Annotated in this window: 17 protein-coding genes; 12 read left to right on the top strand and 5 right to left on the bottom strand. The window is 51.5% G+C overall.

Going from position 1 to position 14,867, the window contains the following annotated elements; translation table 11 throughout:
- The first annotated feature begins 715 nt into the window (after positions 1-715).
- From NY07_RS11400 to NY07_RS11385, 3 genes are all read left to right on the top strand, one after another.
- Positions 716-1,039, top strand: coding sequence for a hypothetical protein (locus NY07_RS11400; protein WP_033539484.1), 324 nt, complete (start codon positions 716-718; stop codon positions 1,037-1,039).
- A 473-nt stretch (positions 1,040-1,512) separates the two neighbouring features.
- On the top strand, positions 1,513-1,875 hold the full coding sequence (locus tag NY07_RS11390; RefSeq protein ID WP_033539482.1) for a hypothetical protein: 363 nt from the start codon (positions 1,513-1,515) through the stop codon (positions 1,873-1,875).
- 92 nt (positions 1,876-1,967) lie between these two features.
- The gene (locus tag NY07_RS11385) at positions 1,968-2,441 is read left to right on the top strand and encodes a hypothetical protein (RefSeq protein ID WP_033539481.1); all 474 of its coding nucleotides are present in this window, start codon (positions 1,968-1,970) and stop codon (positions 2,439-2,441) included.
- Positions 2,442-3,053: 612 nt separating this feature from the next.
- On the opposite strand, the gene rraA is transcribed toward NY07_RS11385, so the two are convergent.
- Positions 3,054-3,539, bottom strand: coding sequence for a ribonuclease E activity regulator RraA (gene rraA, locus NY07_RS11380; protein ID WP_033539480.1), 486 nt, complete (start codon positions 3,537-3,539; stop codon positions 3,054-3,056).
- A 336-nt stretch (positions 3,540-3,875) separates the two neighbouring features.
- Here rraA and NY07_RS11375 point away from each other — a divergent pair, with 336 nt between their 5' ends.
- The 4 genes from NY07_RS11375 to NY07_RS11360 all read left to right on the top strand — a co-directional run bounded on the left by NY07_RS11375 (position 3,876) and on the right by NY07_RS11360 (position 9,122).
- Positions 3,876-4,130, top strand: a complete 255-nt coding sequence (locus NY07_RS11375; RefSeq protein ID WP_033539479.1) for a YgjV family protein — start codon at positions 3,876-3,878, stop codon at positions 4,128-4,130.
- Between the two features lie 103 nt (positions 4,131-4,233).
- A complete protein-coding gene (locus NY07_RS11370) occupies positions 4,234-4,764 on the top strand; it encodes a phosphatase PAP2 family protein (protein ID WP_033539478.1) in 531 nt (176 codons plus the stop codon).
- A gap of 26 nt (positions 4,765-4,790) precedes the next feature.
- Complete coding sequence (locus NY07_RS11365; RefSeq protein WP_033539477.1) at positions 4,791-5,843, top strand: MJ1255/VC2487 family glycosyltransferase; 1,053 nt, start codon at positions 4,791-4,793, stop codon at positions 5,841-5,843.
- A gap of 96 nt (positions 5,844-5,939) precedes the next feature.
- A complete protein-coding gene (locus NY07_RS11360) occupies positions 5,940-9,122 on the top strand; it encodes an HD domain-containing phosphohydrolase (RefSeq protein ID WP_033539476.1) in 3,183 nt (1,060 codons plus the stop codon).
- Between the two features lie 27 nt (positions 9,123-9,149).
- Here NY07_RS11360 and accC read toward each other — a convergent pair whose 3' ends face one another.
- The 4 genes from accC to arfB form a co-directional block, all read right to left on the bottom strand.
- Complete coding sequence (accC, locus tag NY07_RS11355) at positions 9,150-10,517, bottom strand: acetyl-CoA carboxylase biotin carboxylase subunit (protein WP_033539475.1); 1,368 nt, start codon at positions 10,515-10,517, stop codon at positions 9,150-9,152.
- 42 nt (positions 10,518-10,559) lie between these two features.
- Entirely contained in the window at positions 10,560-10,979 is a 420-nt protein-coding gene (gene accB, locus NY07_RS11350; protein WP_033539474.1) for an acetyl-CoA carboxylase biotin carboxyl carrier protein, read from the bottom strand.
- Positions 10,980-10,991: 12 nt separating this feature from the next.
- On the bottom strand, positions 10,992-11,438 hold the full coding sequence (gene aroQ / locus NY07_RS11345; protein WP_033539473.1) for a type II 3-dehydroquinate dehydratase: 447 nt from the start codon (positions 11,436-11,438) through the stop codon (positions 10,992-10,994).
- A 141-nt stretch (positions 11,439-11,579) separates the two neighbouring features.
- The gene (arfB, locus tag NY07_RS11340; protein ID WP_033539472.1) at positions 11,580-11,990 is read right to left on the bottom strand and encodes an alternative ribosome rescue aminoacyl-tRNA hydrolase ArfB; all 411 of its coding nucleotides are present in this window, start codon (positions 11,988-11,990) and stop codon (positions 11,580-11,582) included.
- A gap of 120 nt (positions 11,991-12,110) precedes the next feature.
- Here arfB and NY07_RS11335 point away from each other — a divergent pair, with 120 nt between their 5' ends.
- The 5 genes from NY07_RS11335 to NY07_RS11315 all read left to right on the top strand — a co-directional run bounded on the left by NY07_RS11335 (position 12,111) and on the right by NY07_RS11315 (position 14,855).
- The gene (locus NY07_RS11335) at positions 12,111-12,488 is read left to right on the top strand and encodes an STAS/SEC14 domain-containing protein (RefSeq protein WP_033539471.1); all 378 of its coding nucleotides are present in this window, start codon (positions 12,111-12,113) and stop codon (positions 12,486-12,488) included.
- Positions 12,489-12,542: 54 nt separating this feature from the next.
- Positions 12,543-12,725, top strand: coding sequence for a DUF3012 domain-containing protein (locus tag NY07_RS11330; protein ID WP_033539470.1), 183 nt, complete (start codon positions 12,543-12,545; stop codon positions 12,723-12,725).
- A 129-nt stretch (positions 12,726-12,854) separates the two neighbouring features.
- Positions 12,855-13,286 (top strand): hypothetical protein, encoded by a 432-nt coding sequence (locus tag NY07_RS11325; RefSeq protein WP_033539469.1) that lies wholly within the window; start codon positions 12,855-12,857, stop codon positions 13,284-13,286.
- A gap of 175 nt (positions 13,287-13,461) precedes the next feature.
- A complete protein-coding gene (locus tag NY07_RS11320) occupies positions 13,462-13,659 on the top strand; it encodes a hypothetical protein (protein ID WP_033539468.1) in 198 nt (65 codons plus the stop codon).
- Positions 13,660-13,667: 8 nt separating this feature from the next.
- The gene (locus tag NY07_RS11315) at positions 13,668-14,855 is read left to right on the top strand and encodes an efflux RND transporter periplasmic adaptor subunit (protein ID WP_033539467.1); all 1,188 of its coding nucleotides are present in this window, start codon (positions 13,668-13,670) and stop codon (positions 14,853-14,855) included.
- Positions 14,856-14,867 lie beyond the last annotated feature (12 nt).

The following is a 14,867-nucleotide window of genomic DNA, read 5'->3' as shown; positions in this document are numbered from 1 at the left end:
ATTTTTGGCCCTGACGACGAAGGTCACAGCCGTATCTACACTGGGTATCTAACGCCTCTTCGATTTAGCTTTAATGAACGCGAGAGGAAACCTGGTTTGTTTTTCGTTGTAGCGTTTAGCTGAATGCTTGTTGGGAGGTGTTTGAAGGTCGCACCTTCACCGTTACATATCGCCTGCCCGGCGAGGGATGTGCAGATACCCTTGTGAGACGCCGCAAGTACGCTCCCTGTAGGCTCGACGATGGTATCTGACCTACATGGATGTAGGGAATGCCAAAAAATGTAGGGAACATTTTTGGCCCTGTCACGGAAGCTCACCAGTGTATCTACACTTGGTATCTAACGTTTCTTCGATTTGGCGTCTAAGAAGACGGGGAACAAAAAGCAGGCTTGGTTTTGCCCCAAAATGAGCTACCAAATTGTCGGTGGATCAGTAACGAACCGACTTTCTGGCCTAGCAATTTTCATCGCTACACCCGCGTGATGTAATTCACTACTTCCCATCAAAAACTGGATAAGTATACAGTCATATTAAAATCATAAGGATTTTGAACGATTTTCATCCTGTATTCGTGCGCGTTTTTCCAGATGGTGTATTTAGCAAAATGTTGATAAGTTCATTACATACAAATAGTTAACTGTGCGCGTTTTCACTGATCCAACGAGGTAAACGCGCATGCGCACTAATAAGCTGTTAGAACTTAATAGAGATAGATATGAGCCGAAATATGCTTGTCTGGAAATGGGCGAGTGATTATGACTCTCCCGCGAAAAGAAAGAAGAAGAAAATCAAGATGTCTGATGTGTCTTCTGGGTTTGCCAAAGTGGGTAGTCACGAGGCTATCGGTGAAGCTGATTTGGAACCATATATCTCGAAGGTCGAAGAAATATATGGATCTGACGAATTGAATAGACCGTTTGTTTTAGAGCGCTATGAAAATTGCGTTGTATTCAATTATGGTAACAACGACGGGCCGACAATAGTGCCTGTATTGGGTAATCTAGCCATGTCTTTTGGTTTAAATGGGTCAGAGTTCTAACAAGCCGATGCACGCGGAGCCAGCTACGCTCCACAAATATTGTGGTATCGCTGCGCTCTTTTACCACAATATTTGTTCCACTACGCTGGCCCGGTGATCGGGGCGTTAGGGTTACAAGGGGATTTGAAAATTAAACGGTTTGCAGTCTTACTTGTAGTTTTCGGTGTAATTGTTTCATTAGCATTGAAGACTATCAGTACCTTTACATTATGTGGTGGTACGCTCATGCAAAATTGGGTAGGTGCAGGCGCGTGCACTGATCAGCAAACTAAGTTTATTGGGTTTGGTAGTCCAATTATGGACTCTCGTGAATCAGCAGGGGTTGTAATACTTATTGCGCTTTTGGTCATGGTCACAATTTTCAGGTTGGTATATGTTCGCTTTTTTAAAAAGTAACCCTAACAAGCCAAGTCAGCGGGAATTTTACTCGCTGAAAAACGCTCATAAAATCCCCTGCTTGGGGCGTTATGTGAATGAAGATGATCTGGCCATTTCGTAAAAAAGAGTACACAGATGAAGAGCTTCTGAACGAGGCTTTTCATTTGGCTATGGCTTGGGGCAAAGATTGGCTTCAACCTGTTCAAGGTAGGCTCGCTAAAGCGCACCCACAGTTAACTGAGAAAGAACTTGATCATTATAACTTTCTTGTCCAAGAGGCAATGAAATTCGGCCATGATCAAGTCTACTCAATGGCTGAAATACACGGCAGACAAACTAGCGAAAAAGAATTTGCTAAAGTGTTCTCCAGTAAGTTTCCTTGGGCAAATGGTAAAAATATAAGTCATTGTTTTAATCAAGGTATGTACTACGCATGGAAAGACATGGGTTTAAACTAAAATAACATAACAAGGCCAGTCAGCCTCGCTCCCTACGGTCGCTGGACCTCGTTTCACTCGGCCGCTGCTGGCAGCGTTAGGCAGGAGAAAGTATGCACACTTTAGCAACATTGGACTCATGGAAGGTCTTTCTTCTATTGGTCGTTTCTTCAATCTTGATGGTTGTACTAATGCCTTTCAAAGGTTTAGGCTTTTTGATAGCTGCAGTTGTAATATTCACTTGGCTTTATTCTATTAATAGTGAATTGTCTCGAGCAACAGGAAAAAGTCAGGTTAAGCCTAAAGTTCTATCTACATTGGGACTATTCTCTGTATGTGTATTTATGGTCGCACCGTATTTAGCAGCCTTCTTCAAAGAGATACCTTTCCAGTTTATTATTCTTCCAATTGGTATCGTTTTTCTTGTTACTATGCTTCGTCTAATGACAGATGCTGGTACATTATTAAAAGAAGCCGAGAACTTAGAGAAACCAAAAGTAAGTGCATCATTCCTTATATGGCTGTGGCCATTAGGTGTGTGGTTTCTCCAACCAAGATTACAGAAGGTATTGGCTAGCAATGCCTAACAAGGGCAGGCAACGGACCTCCGGCACTTGTCACCTTTTTTGCGCTTCGCAGCAAAAAAGGCGCCAATCGCCTCCGGCCGCTGCTGCCGGCGTTAACCATACCAGTATTAATCCGAACCTAGTGGGTTAAAACTAAATCTCAAACTCACTTTTGTCCATAAACAACTTAGCTTTGACAGGATGATGGGGACCAAATGCGGCTCAATCGAAGAGATAGATAACCCAGTGTAGATGCTGCTGAGGGTATCGAAAACAGGGATGTTTTCGTTAAGCGGTCAGGTATGACGTATAGCGTCCCGAGGCAGTATCTGCACATAAGGTCGTTCTTTCAGATCTGTGTGATCACGACATTAGTGCGTCCTTGCTCTGCACCTGCCGCAGGCAATTGATACACCATAAAGCTATGGTTTAAAGCTATCCCTTAAACATCAAGCTAGTTTGAGGCAAAAATAGATAACGCTGTTCTTTACTGGTCGAAGATATTTCGACACAACTATTGATTGCTGTGAGAGAAGCGGGGCTATCGATAGGCCACAAAAAAGGACGACCTGTGGTCGTCCTTTTACGATTAAATGGCTAAGCCAAAATCATTAAGCCATTTTGGGCTTTAGCTTAATCGATATCTAGAGGCTCGGGTGACAGGATAATGCCTGTGTTGTCGGCGTAGATATGGTCGGCTGGCAGGAAGGTGACGCCGCCGAAGTTAACCGGGATCTCCAGTTCGCCAACGCCATGACCATCGGCGCCGACAGGGATAGAGGCTAACGCCTGAATTCCGATGTCGAGATCTTCCAGTGCGTCTACGTCACGCACCGAACCGTATACGATAATGCCTTCCCAGTTATTTGCCACGGCGATCTCGGCGATGCTCGCGTCGATCAATGCACGACGTAGTGATCCACCACCGTCGACCAGCAGTACTTTGCCTTCGCCATCTTGTTGCAGAACTTCAGCGATTAATCCATTGTCTTCGAAGCATTTAATGGTGCTAATTGAACCGCCGAAAGAGCTACAACCACCATAATTACTGAACATGGGCTCAACAACATCGACCACATCAATGTAAGTGTCACAAAGTTCTGAGGTGTTGTATTCCATAAGTCATACTCCTGTAGAGAGGCATTTTACTGGGATAAATCAGCAATATATTGTTACCAGCCAGTATATAAGGGATTCTTAAAAAGAAAAGCGTTATCAATCACGCTATTGGTGATAATAGCGGCGTTTGGCCAACTTGTTGTAATCTTTCTTTTATTGCTTTCTAATTGTGCAAAAAATATGACAAAGGTCATTAAATAACGTATTTAAATTACAAGTCTGGGCTAAATTTGTTAGCATATGGTCAGTCAACGATTAACTTAACTTTAACTTGCTTTAGGGGCACGGATCCCCCAGTTAGCTTATGGACGGCAGAGGGCCTCAAGAAGGTGCCTTATGGAAGCTTCAAACACAATTGAACTTATTGGTTATTCCGCCTCAGTGATGGTCGCTATCTCTCTGATGATGAAAGATATAGTCTGGCTAAGATGTCTTAACTTTACCGGTTGTACATTGTTTGTGATCTACGGGATCTATATCTCAGCCTGGCCAGTTGCTGGCATGAACGCCTTTGTCGCTTGTATCAATATCTATCACTTAGTGAAGCTGTTTCGTGCTAAATCCCAAGTGGGTAATACCGCCGAAGCTTAAGTTAGTCAGCCTTAGCTGTCACAAATATTTAGGCTAGATGTCACCTAGGCGTCATCGCAATTTTTTAGGCTCCTGATCATATCAAAGTGATCCGGAGCCTTTTATGTTTCAGACCCTCGCTAAGCTAGATCGTCAGGCCTTTGCCGTGATCAACGCCTATGGCGCAGCTCATGGGCTAAACCCTAAGGCCAGGTTAGTTTCGGCCACGGGCGACGGTCCTTTTTATCTCTATCTGTGTGTCGGCCTGCTCTTGCTGGACGAACGAGGGGAAACCCTATTCAACACGGCGCTTGCCGCCTTTATCTTAGAACTGCCTCTTTATCTCGCGCTTAAAAATAGCATTCGCCGTACCCGTCCCTGTTATCAGTCTCTGCGGGGCGGCGGTAGCCTGACACTGGCCTTTGAGCCATCAGATAAGTTCAGTCTGCCATCGGGTCATACGGCGGCGGCCTTTGTGATGGCCAGCGCCATCGCCAGCTGTTATCCCTCATTTGCCTGGCCCGCCTTTGGTTGGGCTACGGCTATCGGTGTCTCGCGTATCATCTTGGGCGTGCATTACCCGCTGGATATTCTGGCGGGAGCCCTTTTGGGCGTGACGAGTTGCTACCTGGCATTACCTCTCATCGGTCAATAAATCACTAGCAGGAGTCAGCACAAAAAATGCGTATCCTTTACGGCGTGCAAGGCACAGGGAATGGCCATCTCAGTCGTGCCAGAGTTATGGCTAAGGCTTTTAAACATCAGCAAGTCGATGTCGACTTCTTTTTTTCCGGTCGGGAGACTCAGCGTTATTTCGACATGCAGTGTTTCGGCGATTATCGCGCCCAAACAGGTCTAACCTTTGCGACCCAAAATGGCTGCGTCAGTATTGCCAGGACGGCGCTGCAAAACTCCTTGAGTGCCTTAGTCAAAGATGTACGCGCCCTGGATTTGGGTGGTTATGACCTGGTACTTAACGATTTTGAACCTGTGTCTGCCTGGGCGGCGCGCCTTCAGGGAGTGCCCTCTATCGGTGTGAGTCATCAGGCGGCGCTGCAATACGATGTGCCTAAGGTGGGCAACGGCTGGTTCAATCAGATGTTGCTCAACTATTTTGCCCCGGTCGAGCGGGCACTGGGCTGTCATTGGCATCATTTTGGTTTTCCTCTGCTGCCGCCTTTTGTCGAGGTAAGCGAGGTGGTGGCCTATAACTCCCATGAGATTCTGGTCTATCTGCCGTTTGAGTCGCCGGAGGATATCAATCACCTGCTCAAGGACTTTGGCGAGTACCGTTTCTCTGTGTTTCATGGTTCGGCTGCGCCGAAAGATTGCGCCGACAATCTGATTTGGTCTGGCTTTAACCGCGAGGGCTTTAAGGCCAAGTTGGCCCAGTGTGGCGGGGTGATCGCCAGCGCAGGCTTTGAGCTGGCCAGTGAGGCGCTCACCCTGGGTAAAAAGCTGCTGGTGAAGCCGCTACATGGCCAGTTTGAGCAGCTTTCCAATGTGGCGGCGTTGGAGTTACTGGGCGCTGCGGAAAGCATGAAGTGGCTTGACCCGACAGCGGTAAAGCGTTGGCTACGCTCGCCAAAACCTGAACCTATCGCCTATCCTGAGGTGGGTGATGCCCTGGTGACTTGGCTCAAGCAGGGGAATTGGCATCAGGGGGAAAGCCTTTGTCATGAGCTATGGCAACAGGTGGAATTGCCGGAATCATGGCGTAAAAAAAGTCCTTAAAATCGATAGGTTAGGATGCTATCTCCCTAGAATGTGAGGCCTGCAGATCTCTTGTTATACTCATTGAGTAGGATACTCTCGTGACAAGGATATCGAATGCAGGGCCTCACCTTAGCGAAACCCAAACGGCTAACCATACGCTTTACTGTGGTGGGCATCTTCATTATTGCGACGCTGTTTACCGCCTCGGTCGCTATCGGCTTACAGTACTATTTCAGTCAGCGACTGGCCACCGAGTCCAGCCTTCACCTGTATAATCAGAGTGCCAACAGCACGGCAAGCTATCTGCAGCAGCTCGACAGTCAGGCGAGCAATACCACAAAATTGGTGGCGAACTTTGAAGGCCTGTATACGCCTATGGGGCTGACGAAAGCCGCCAAGCAGGTGTTTAGTCAGGCGATGCTTTCGGCCAACTTTATCTATGCCATCTATCTCGGCAGCCCGGATGGTAATCTGTTTGAACTGGTCAATCTCGACGCCCACCCCATAGTGCGCCGGCAACTTAAGGCGTCGCTGGAAGATCGCTGGGTGATCATCAGTATTCAGGGGAAGGGGGAGGAGCGTATTCGCGCCTTTCACTACTTAGATGCCGAGTTTAACCAGCGGGCGAGCCGGATGGAGCCCACAGACTATGATGCCAGCATACGTCCCTGGTTTATTGATGCCCAGCCCGGCAAGGTGTTTAAGACTGAGCCCTATCTGTTTCAGAATCTGCAGGCGCCCGGCATTACCTATTCCATCCGCTTACCCGATAGTGACGCCGTGTTAGCGGTGGATATCGCCCTGTCGAGCCTGGATGATTATCTCGCCTCGCTCAGTCTGGGAGAGTCGGCGCTGGCAAGCCGTGAGGTCTATGTGTATCGCGCTAGTGGCGACCTTGTGGCCTCCAACCGTCAGCGTGATGCCGAGCAGCAGGGGCCGCGGGTTGAGCGACTCGAACTCACCCCAGAGGAGCAAGCTTTGGTGCAGAGCACGCCGGCGCTTATCGCCTCTAATGAAACCGATTGGCCGCCGATAGATTTTGCTGTTGCCGGGCGTCCCATGGGGTACAGCATAGATTTGCTCAATCTTGTGGCAGAGATGACAGGGCTGACCATCAACTATAACAACGGCTTTACCTGGCCGGAATTTGTCGACAAGTTTAGGGCGGGGGAGATCAATCTGCTCCACTCTGTACTCAATAGCGAGGCGAACCGCGCTTTGGGGGTCTTTAGCCAATCCTATCTTAGTATGCCGTTTGCCGCCGTCACTCGTCCTGGGCAGGCGTCGATCCATCATGTTGCTGAGCTTGCGGGCAAGCGGGTGGCTATTCCTAAGGGGTGGTCGATCATCCCTATCATCAAGCAGTATTTCCCCGAAATAGAGGTGGTGGAGGTGACATCTACCCGAGGCATTCTGCAGGCCGTTAAAGATGGGCGGGTATATGCGGCTATCGACAACAGCATAGTGCTGCACTATACCGCGCAGCAGTATTTTCTCGACGATCTCCAGTTTCATGAAGATTTGGACTATGCCCCTGTGGATATTCAGGCGGGCCTTAGCATGGTGATGCATAGGGATGATGCCGCGCTGGTGGCGCTTATTGATAAGGCGATCGACCATATCAGCCCGGCTCAGATACAGGCGCTGCGTGATAAGTGGTTTGCCCAGGGGCAGCGAGTCGCACCTCAAAACATCCAGGGCGTCGTACCTTACAAGGAGCTTATCGATATCGCCGCAGATGCTAGCAGGCATCAGCAGTTAAACGAGATAACGCTTAATGGCGTGCCGAGCTTTGTCTATGTCACCCCTTTTGGGCAAAATACCGCCGAGACTGAGTATTTCGCCATCTTAGTGCCCAGGGATACCTTGTTGGCTTCGAGCCTGGATAAGGTGGAGAAATCCATTTTGATCACTGGCCTCTGCTTGTTGCTGGCGCTGCCTTTCTCTTGGCTGTTTGCCTCCCCCATTATCACGCCCATCAAACTGTTGGCGCTGGAAAACCTCAAGGTGAAATATCGCCGTTATGACGAGGTCACTAAGGTAGATTCCTATATTAAGGAGATCGATGAACTGGCGATCTCCTTGGTGGATATGTCTGAGTCTATTCGCCAGCATGAGCAAGACCATAAGGCCTTGATGGATGCCTTTATCAAGCTGATCGCCCAAGCGATCGATGATAAGTCTCCTTATACCGCGGGTCACTGTAATCGGGTGCCCGAGCTGGGGCTGATGTTGGCCGAATATGCCGCCAAGTCGGATCTGCCTGCCTTTAAGGCGTTTCGTTTTCGTAATGCCGATGAGCACAGGGAGTTTCGTATCGCCGCCTGGTTGCATGATTGCGGCAAGATCACCACGCCCGAGCATATCGTGGATAAAGGCAGTAAGTTAGAAGTGATCTATAACCGTATCCACGAGGTGCGAATGCGCTTCGAGGTGCTGTGGCGCGATGCCGAGATCCACTATCTCAAACAGTGTCAGGTGAGTCCGGAACGTCAGGGCGAGTTTCTGACCGCATTAAAGGCGCGCCGTGAGCAGTTAAGAGAGGACTTTGCCTTTGTTGCCGGGGCGAATGTGGGCGGCGAGTTCATGGATCAGGCCGATATCGACAGGCTAACGGCGCTGTCGACCATCACCTGGGAGCGCCACTTCGATGACCGCCTCGGCCTCTCTCCCGTGGAGGAGTTGAATTATCCCGATCTTAACGCCGAGGTGAGCCTGCCGGTAACCGAGCCATTGCTGGCCGATAAGCCCCATCATGTGATTGCCCGTCAGCGCCCTGAGGTGTTCGACCCTAAATTTGGTATCAAGATGACGGTACCCGAGGCGCTCTATAATCAGGGCGAACTCTATAATCTGAGTATCTCCCGCGGCACCCTGACTGCTGAGGACAGGTTTAAGATCAATCAACATATTACCAGTACCATCAAGATGCTCGAGAACTTGCCCTTCCCACCTGAGCTGGCGCGAGTGCCCCGTTACGCCTCGACCCACCATGAAACCCTGATAGGTACTGGCTACCCCAGAAAGTTAAGCGGTGATGACCTGTCGATCCCCGAGCGTATTCTGGTGCTGGCGGATATCTTCGAGGCGCTTACGGCGGCCGACAGGCCCTATAAGAAGGCCAAGCCCCTGAGTGTCGCCATCGATATCTTGCATAAGATGGTGCTGGATCAACATGTGGACGCCGAGGTGTTTAAGCTGTTCCTCACCAGCGGTATTTATTTGGAGTACGCCGAGCGTTACCTTGCTCCGGAGCAGATAGACGAGGTGGATATCGACAGGTACCTGGCGGCCTAGCGATTGGGGTTGCAGCCTAACAAGCATTCATTTTCCAGGTAGAAAGGTATCTTCCAGATAGTGAATCGAGGTCTCTCCCTGCTGCACCTTAGGATCGGCAAGCAGCGCCTTGAGCAGGGGGACATTAGTGTCTATACCTGAGATTATGAGCTCGTCCAGCGCGGTGCGCATGCGGGCTATTGCCTGGGTTCTATCATCCCCCCAAGTGATCAACTTAGCGATCATGGCATCGTAATAGGGCGGAATATCATAGCCGTGCGTGAGGTGAGATTCCCAGCGCACCCCGAGGCCTCCCGGTACCTGCAGCTGAGTGATCTGTCCTGGTGAAGGCGTAAAGGTGCGCGGATGCTCGGCGTTGATACGACACTCTATGGCGTGTCCCTTGGGGGTCACTTGCGCCTCGCTTAGCTCGAGTGGCTCACCCTGAGCGATAGTCAGCTGCAGCGCTAAGAGATCCACCCCGGTGACCATCTCTGTGATGGTGTGCTCCACCTGAATGCGGGTGTTCATCTCCATAAAGTAGAACTCGCCATCTTGATAGAGAAACTCTAAGGTCCCCACCCCAAGATAACCGATCGCCTGACAGGCCTTGATACAGCTTTGGCCTATTTGCTGGCGCTGCTCGGGCGTTAAGCCAGGCGCCGGCGCGGCCTCGATCACTTTTTGTTGGGCCCGCTGCAGCGAGCAGTCTCGCTCGCCCAGAGACAGACAATTTCCCTGTTGATCGCACACCACCTGCACCTCGATATGGCGTGGCCGGGTGAGATATTTTTCCAAGTAGACGCCGCTATTGCCAAAGGCTGCCTCGGCTTCGCGGCGGGTGAGGGTGATGGTGGCAAGCAGCTGAGCCTCATCCTCGACGATACGCATCCCTTTTCCGCCGCCGCCCGCGGTGGCCTTGATGATTAGCGGGTAGCCTATCTCAGCGGCGATTTGCTTGGTGCGCGCCTCATCATGGTCCAGTAGACCGTCTGAGCCGGGCACAGTGGGCACTCCGGCCGCCTTCATGGCGGCGATGGCGCTCACCTTGTCGCCCATCAGGCGTATGGTGTCAGCCTTAGGGCCGATAAAGTGAAAGCCGCTCTGTATCACCTGCTCGGCGAAGTCGGCATTTTCGGACAGAAAGCCGTAACCTGGGTGGATGGCATCGACCTGAGTGAGATCGGCGGCGGCGAGGATAGCGGCAATGTTGAGGTAACTCTCTTTGGCGGGCGCCGGGCCGATACAGACTGTCTCATCGGCGAGTGTCAGGTGACCACTCTGCTTGTCGGCACTGGAGTAGACGGCCACCGTTTTGATGCCAAGTTGGCGACAGGCGCGGATGATGCGCAGCGCTATCTCGCCGCGATTGGCGATCAACAGCTTATTGAATCGTCTTGGCGTCGGGTGCGGCATACGGTCTCCTCATTATTGCCTCTACTGAGGCCGGTTATCGCGTTATTCGATCACCATCAGAGGTTGATCGAATTCGACGCCATCGCCGCTCTGGCACAATATGGCCTTAACCACGCCTGCATGGGGCGCCTGGATCTGATTCATCATCTTCATCGCTTCTATGATGCAGACTGGCTCACCTTGCTCGACCTGTTGGCCGACGGCCACCAAGGGCGAGGCATCGACAGCGGGAGCAAGATAGAAGGTGCCGACCATAGGGGAGCGTAGCAGGGTATCTTCGTCATATTCCGCCTCGCCTGATGCTTCATCTGCTTGGCTTGGAGCTGGCTGAAGGCGCGGGCTGGCTGTTGCTGCGAGTTGGCGGCAGATACGAATCGACTCCTCGCCCTCTTTGATCTCAAGTTCGCTAATATCCGAGGCCTGCACCAGTTCGATTAGCTTCTTGATCTTGCGTATATCCATGAACTATCCCTTCTACTGGCTGGCTTTGACACGGGCGATGGCCGAGTCCAGGGCGTAGCGATAGCCCTGTTCGCCGAGACCGCAGATGACGCCGACCGCCTTGTCAGAGAAGTAGGAGTGATGCCTAAAGGCCTCTCTGGCGTGCACATTGGAGAGGTGAACTTCGATAAATGGAATAGCAACACCGAGTAGGGCGTCTCTGAGCGCCACGCTGGTGTGGGTAAAGGCCGCCGGGTTGATGATGATAAAATCGGCGTCGGTTTGATGAATGGCGTCGATCAGCTCATGTTCGGCATTGGATTGAATATGGTTAAGGCTAGCGCCTTGCTCGGCGGCCAAGCACTGTAACTGCTCGACAATCTGTTCTAAGGTGTGATGGCCGTAATGGCCAGGTTCTCGTCGTCCCAGTAGGTTGAGGTTAGGACCGTTTACTAAGAGAATTTTCACCGATTTACTCATCTAGCGCACCTTACTGCGTCAGTCGTTTAAACAAGATACCTGCAACTTAGCATACTTATCGACGAATTTGACGTCTCGTTAGCAAAAATCACCTTGAGGCAAAGCGTTAGTCAAGATCATCTTGAGATAAAGAGGGAGAGATTAGAACTGCTTCTGCCTGAGGGCCTTAGTCGCGCCGCGCTGCTTCTTGGTATCGACTCGCCTGCGCTGGCTGCCCTTGGTGGGTTTGGTAGCGATCCGTTTCTTGGCGGTGTGACCCACGCTGGCTACCAGGGTGATAAATTGCTCTAGCGCCGCCAGGCGATTGGCCTCCTGACTGCGACTGGCCTGACACTTGATGATGATCTTGCCACTCTTGGTGATGCGATGGTCTGCCTTGGCCAGCAGTCTTTGCTGATAAACCTCCGGCAGGGAAGATTGACGGATATCGAAGATCAGCTGCGCTGCGGTGGAGACCTTGTTGATATGTTGGCCACCGGCGCCACTGGAGCGGATAAACTGCCATTCCAGTTCGTTATCGGCTAATTGGACGCGGTTAGAGATGGTTATCATGGCTATTTAAGATCGCTCGCTGGTCGGCATGTTCGGCTTATTTGATCTAGACCTGTATCATTAGCCCGTCAAAATGATGCAAAATGGTCGCCAAATTAGGCGCCTTCTCGGAGTGTGTGTATGTTATGTCAAATCGCCGATATCACCAATGGGGTGATCAGTTTATTTGCCAGCGGGCGATTGTCGACCCAGGACTATTGCCGCAAGATAGTCCCGATCATTGAGGAATATCAGCAGGCCTCCGGCAAGGTGTGTCTCTATATCGAGGCGGATGTCTTGCTAGAGGGCTGGGAAAGCCAGTCACTGTCGGGTGTCGGTGAGCTACAACTGCCTAGGTTTGATGCCTTAGTGCTGGTGGGCGGCCCCGATTGGTTTGGTAATGCGGTGCGCTTGATGGGCCCCTTTATGCAAGGTGAGGTGGCGTGGTATGCTCTTGAGGATAAGCCCCAGGCCATCGAGTGGATCACCGCCAAGCTGAGTTGTCCACTCGAGCCCTAGTGTATGGCTAGGGACTCGTAATCTCATAATCTAAGACCCTTAAGGAAATACCCCATGTTGAAATCTTCACTCTCTTTGACGTCTGCCGCGCTAGCTCTGACACTTATGGCGTCGCTCTCTGGTTGTGCTCCCGAAGTCGGTAGCGAAAAGTGGTGTAAACAGATGGAAGATAAGCCTAAGGGTGACTGGAGCGCTAACGAAGCGGCCGATTACACCAAGCACTGCGTATTTAAGTAATGCCTCGAGTGTGATCTGGCTAGAATGATGGGGCGAATGTCCTATCAAGGAGAGGGGAGGCAATGGAACTATTTGTCACCCCTTTAGTCTGATTATTAGACCTTTTTACGCTTTTTCCTTGGAGTTTGCTTGAGTCTCTTCTTTCGTCAACTGGTTCACAAGTTAGCCTTGATGATGATCGCCGTGGTAGCACTGCAATTTGCAGGGGCAAACCTGGGTGCGCATCAACTGCATCTTGGCAGCCACGAAGAGGAGAGCGAAACCCATCCCCATCTGCAGTTTACTGCCGAAGTGGTGAGTCTGCAGCAGTGTGTCGATTGCCAGTTTGGCTTCGATGAGCCAGAGCTTGAGACGCCACATCAACATCAGATCAGCAAGACTGAGACTCAGACCTTTGACCTTTGCTTAGACTGCCAATGTCATGGCGGCCATGTCACCTTAGTGTCTCAGCTAGCCTGGGTGCCTTCTGTGCCTGTGAGCGATGAGCCCGCCAGTGCCAGATTGCATTATCTTCCTCCCGTCCCACAAGCGGCCTATCGCCCGCCAATTTCACTATCTTAAGCCGTTAAAAAATAATCTCTTCAGACCGAGTGTTTTATGACTTGGGCTGGTGGGTCTCTGTTTTTATCGGGCGTTTTCATGCCACATATCACTACTTGTATTAGCGATGCCGACAGGCCATTGGGTCCTTGGCTCGCCGTGACATGACGCCTGTTCCTTAAGATTAGGAATTGCAATGAGAAAAACCTTAATCACCACCACACTGCCTGGCGCCTTGTGGAGCATCCTCCTGCACGCCTCACCTGGCGAAATGGCTCCGGCACCGCTGCCGCAGATCAACAAGATTGGCTTTCAATATTGGATGAATCAGAGCGTGTCGCTCAATGCGTCTTTGCAGCATCAGATAAACAGCGTCTTAGGTTTAGGGCGGTAGGTGAAAATATGAAAAATCAATCAAGTAAAAGCACCTTGTTGCCCTTGCCATCTCTAGGGCGCGCCATGGCCTTTGGCGGTTTGATGACCATGACGGCACTTGGCGGTGTGGTACTCGGGGCCGAAGGCCATGATCATGCAGCTAAGCCTGTCAGCGCTCAGGCGTCACAGATACCAGGCGACGAGGAGACTCACGGTAGTGAGCTGGTGCTGACTCAGGAGCAGCGTCTGTTGGCCGGTATTGAGGTGACGTCCGTCAGTACCCAAGGCTTTAGCCTGGCGGCTGTGGCCACCGCAACCTTAGTGGTCGACAGAGATCGCACCATTACCCTGGCGCCCCAGCTGGATGTGCGCGTACTGGCGCGCCATGTGGTGCCGGGCCAAGAGGTCAAGAAGGGCCAGCCCCTGTTGACACTGGGCGGCGCCGCGGTGGCCCAGGCCCAGGCGGATCATATCAATGCCGCCGCCGAATGGAGCCGGGTTAAACGCATGAGTCAGAGTGCGGTGAGTGCCAGTCATCGCCAGCAGGCGCAGGTCGATGCCGAGCTTAAGCGCGCTATCTTGAGTGCCCTCAAGATGACACCTGAGCAGATCAAGGCGCTGGAGTCCGACCCAGAAAATATTGGCAGCTATCAGCTGTTGGCGCCTATCGATGGTCGTGTGCAGCAAGATGTTGCCATGCGGGGGCAGGTGTTCAGCGGCGGCACGGCCTTGATGCAGCTTACCGATGAGTCTCATCTCTGGGTAGAGGCTCAGGTGACACCGACCCAATCTCAGCAGATCAAGGTCGGCAGCAAGGCGCTGGTGAAGGTGGGGGATTTCACTCTGGAGGCCGAGGTGATTGGTCGCTCCCATGAGATTGACAGCACCACTCGTACCGAGCAGATCTTGGTGGCCTTCGCCAATCCCGGTCATGTGCTCCACGCCGGACAGTTTGCCGAGATCTATCTAGCTGATGATAGTCAGGGTGGGGTGATATTACCCGATGCGGCGCTGACCCGAGGCGGGGACGGTGACTGGCAGGTGTTTATCGAAGAGGGAGATGGTTTCGAGGCCGTCGAGGTCGAGGTGAGTGAGCGCCAACGTGGCATGAATCTGGTGGAAGGCTTACGCCCTGAGATGCGGGTGGTGGTTTCCGGCGCCTTTTTCTTAGCCTCTGAGCAGGCCAAGTCAGGTTTCGATATTCACAACCACTAAGAGGTCGTTCTT

It is taken from the genome of Shewanella sp. ECSMB14101 (assembly GCF_000773485.1).
Taxonomy (GTDB): Bacteria; Pseudomonadota; Gammaproteobacteria; order Enterobacterales; family Shewanellaceae; genus Shewanella; species Shewanella marisflavi.
The sequence above is the reverse complement of the archived record's forward strand: the minus strand, read 5'-3'. Positions and strand labels throughout refer to the sequence as shown.

Bases quoted from the DNA above. Each gene is read 5' to 3' on its own strand.
- NY07_RS11400 (WP_033539484.1), top strand. From the start codon at position 716: ATGAGCCGAAATATGCTTGTCTGGAAATGGGCGAGTGATTATGACTCT.
- NY07_RS11390 (WP_033539482.1), top strand. From the start codon at position 1,513: ATGAAGATGATCTGGCCATTTCGTAAAAAAGAGTACACAGATGAAGAG.
- NY07_RS11385 (WP_033539481.1), top strand. From the start codon at position 1,968: ATGCACACTTTAGCAACATTGGACTCATGGAAGGTCTTTCTTCTATTG.
- rraA (WP_033539480.1), bottom strand. From the start codon at position 3,539: ATGGAATACAACACCTCAGAACTTTGTGACACTTACATTGATGTGGTC.
- NY07_RS11375 (WP_033539479.1), top strand. From the start codon at position 3,876: ATGGAAGCTTCAAACACAATTGAACTTATTGGTTATTCCGCCTCAGTG.
- NY07_RS11370 (WP_033539478.1), top strand. From the start codon at position 4,234: ATGTTTCAGACCCTCGCTAAGCTAGATCGTCAGGCCTTTGCCGTGATC.
- NY07_RS11365 (WP_033539477.1), top strand. From the start codon at position 4,791: ATGCGTATCCTTTACGGCGTGCAAGGCACAGGGAATGGCCATCTCAGT.
- NY07_RS11360 (WP_033539476.1), top strand. From the start codon at position 5,940: ATGCAGGGCCTCACCTTAGCGAAACCCAAACGGCTAACCATACGCTTT.
- accC (WP_033539475.1), bottom strand. From the start codon at position 10,517: ATGCCGCACCCGACGCCAAGACGATTCAATAAGCTGTTGATCGCCAAT.
- accB (WP_033539474.1), bottom strand. From the start codon at position 10,979: ATGGATATACGCAAGATCAAGAAGCTAATCGAACTGGTGCAGGCCTCG.
- aroQ (WP_033539473.1), bottom strand. From the start codon at position 11,438: ATGAGTAAATCGGTGAAAATTCTCTTAGTAAACGGTCCTAACCTCAAC.
- arfB (WP_033539472.1), bottom strand. From the start codon at position 11,990: ATGATAACCATCTCTAACCGCGTCCAATTAGCCGATAACGAACTGGAA.
- NY07_RS11335 (WP_033539471.1), top strand. From the start codon at position 12,111: ATGTTATGTCAAATCGCCGATATCACCAATGGGGTGATCAGTTTATTT.
- NY07_RS11330 (WP_033539470.1), top strand. From the start codon at position 12,543: ATGTTGAAATCTTCACTCTCTTTGACGTCTGCCGCGCTAGCTCTGACA.
- NY07_RS11320 (WP_033539468.1), top strand. From the start codon at position 13,462: ATGAGAAAAACCTTAATCACCACCACACTGCCTGGCGCCTTGTGGAGC.
- NY07_RS11315 (WP_033539467.1), top strand. From the start codon at position 13,668: ATGAAAAATCAATCAAGTAAAAGCACCTTGTTGCCCTTGCCATCTCTA.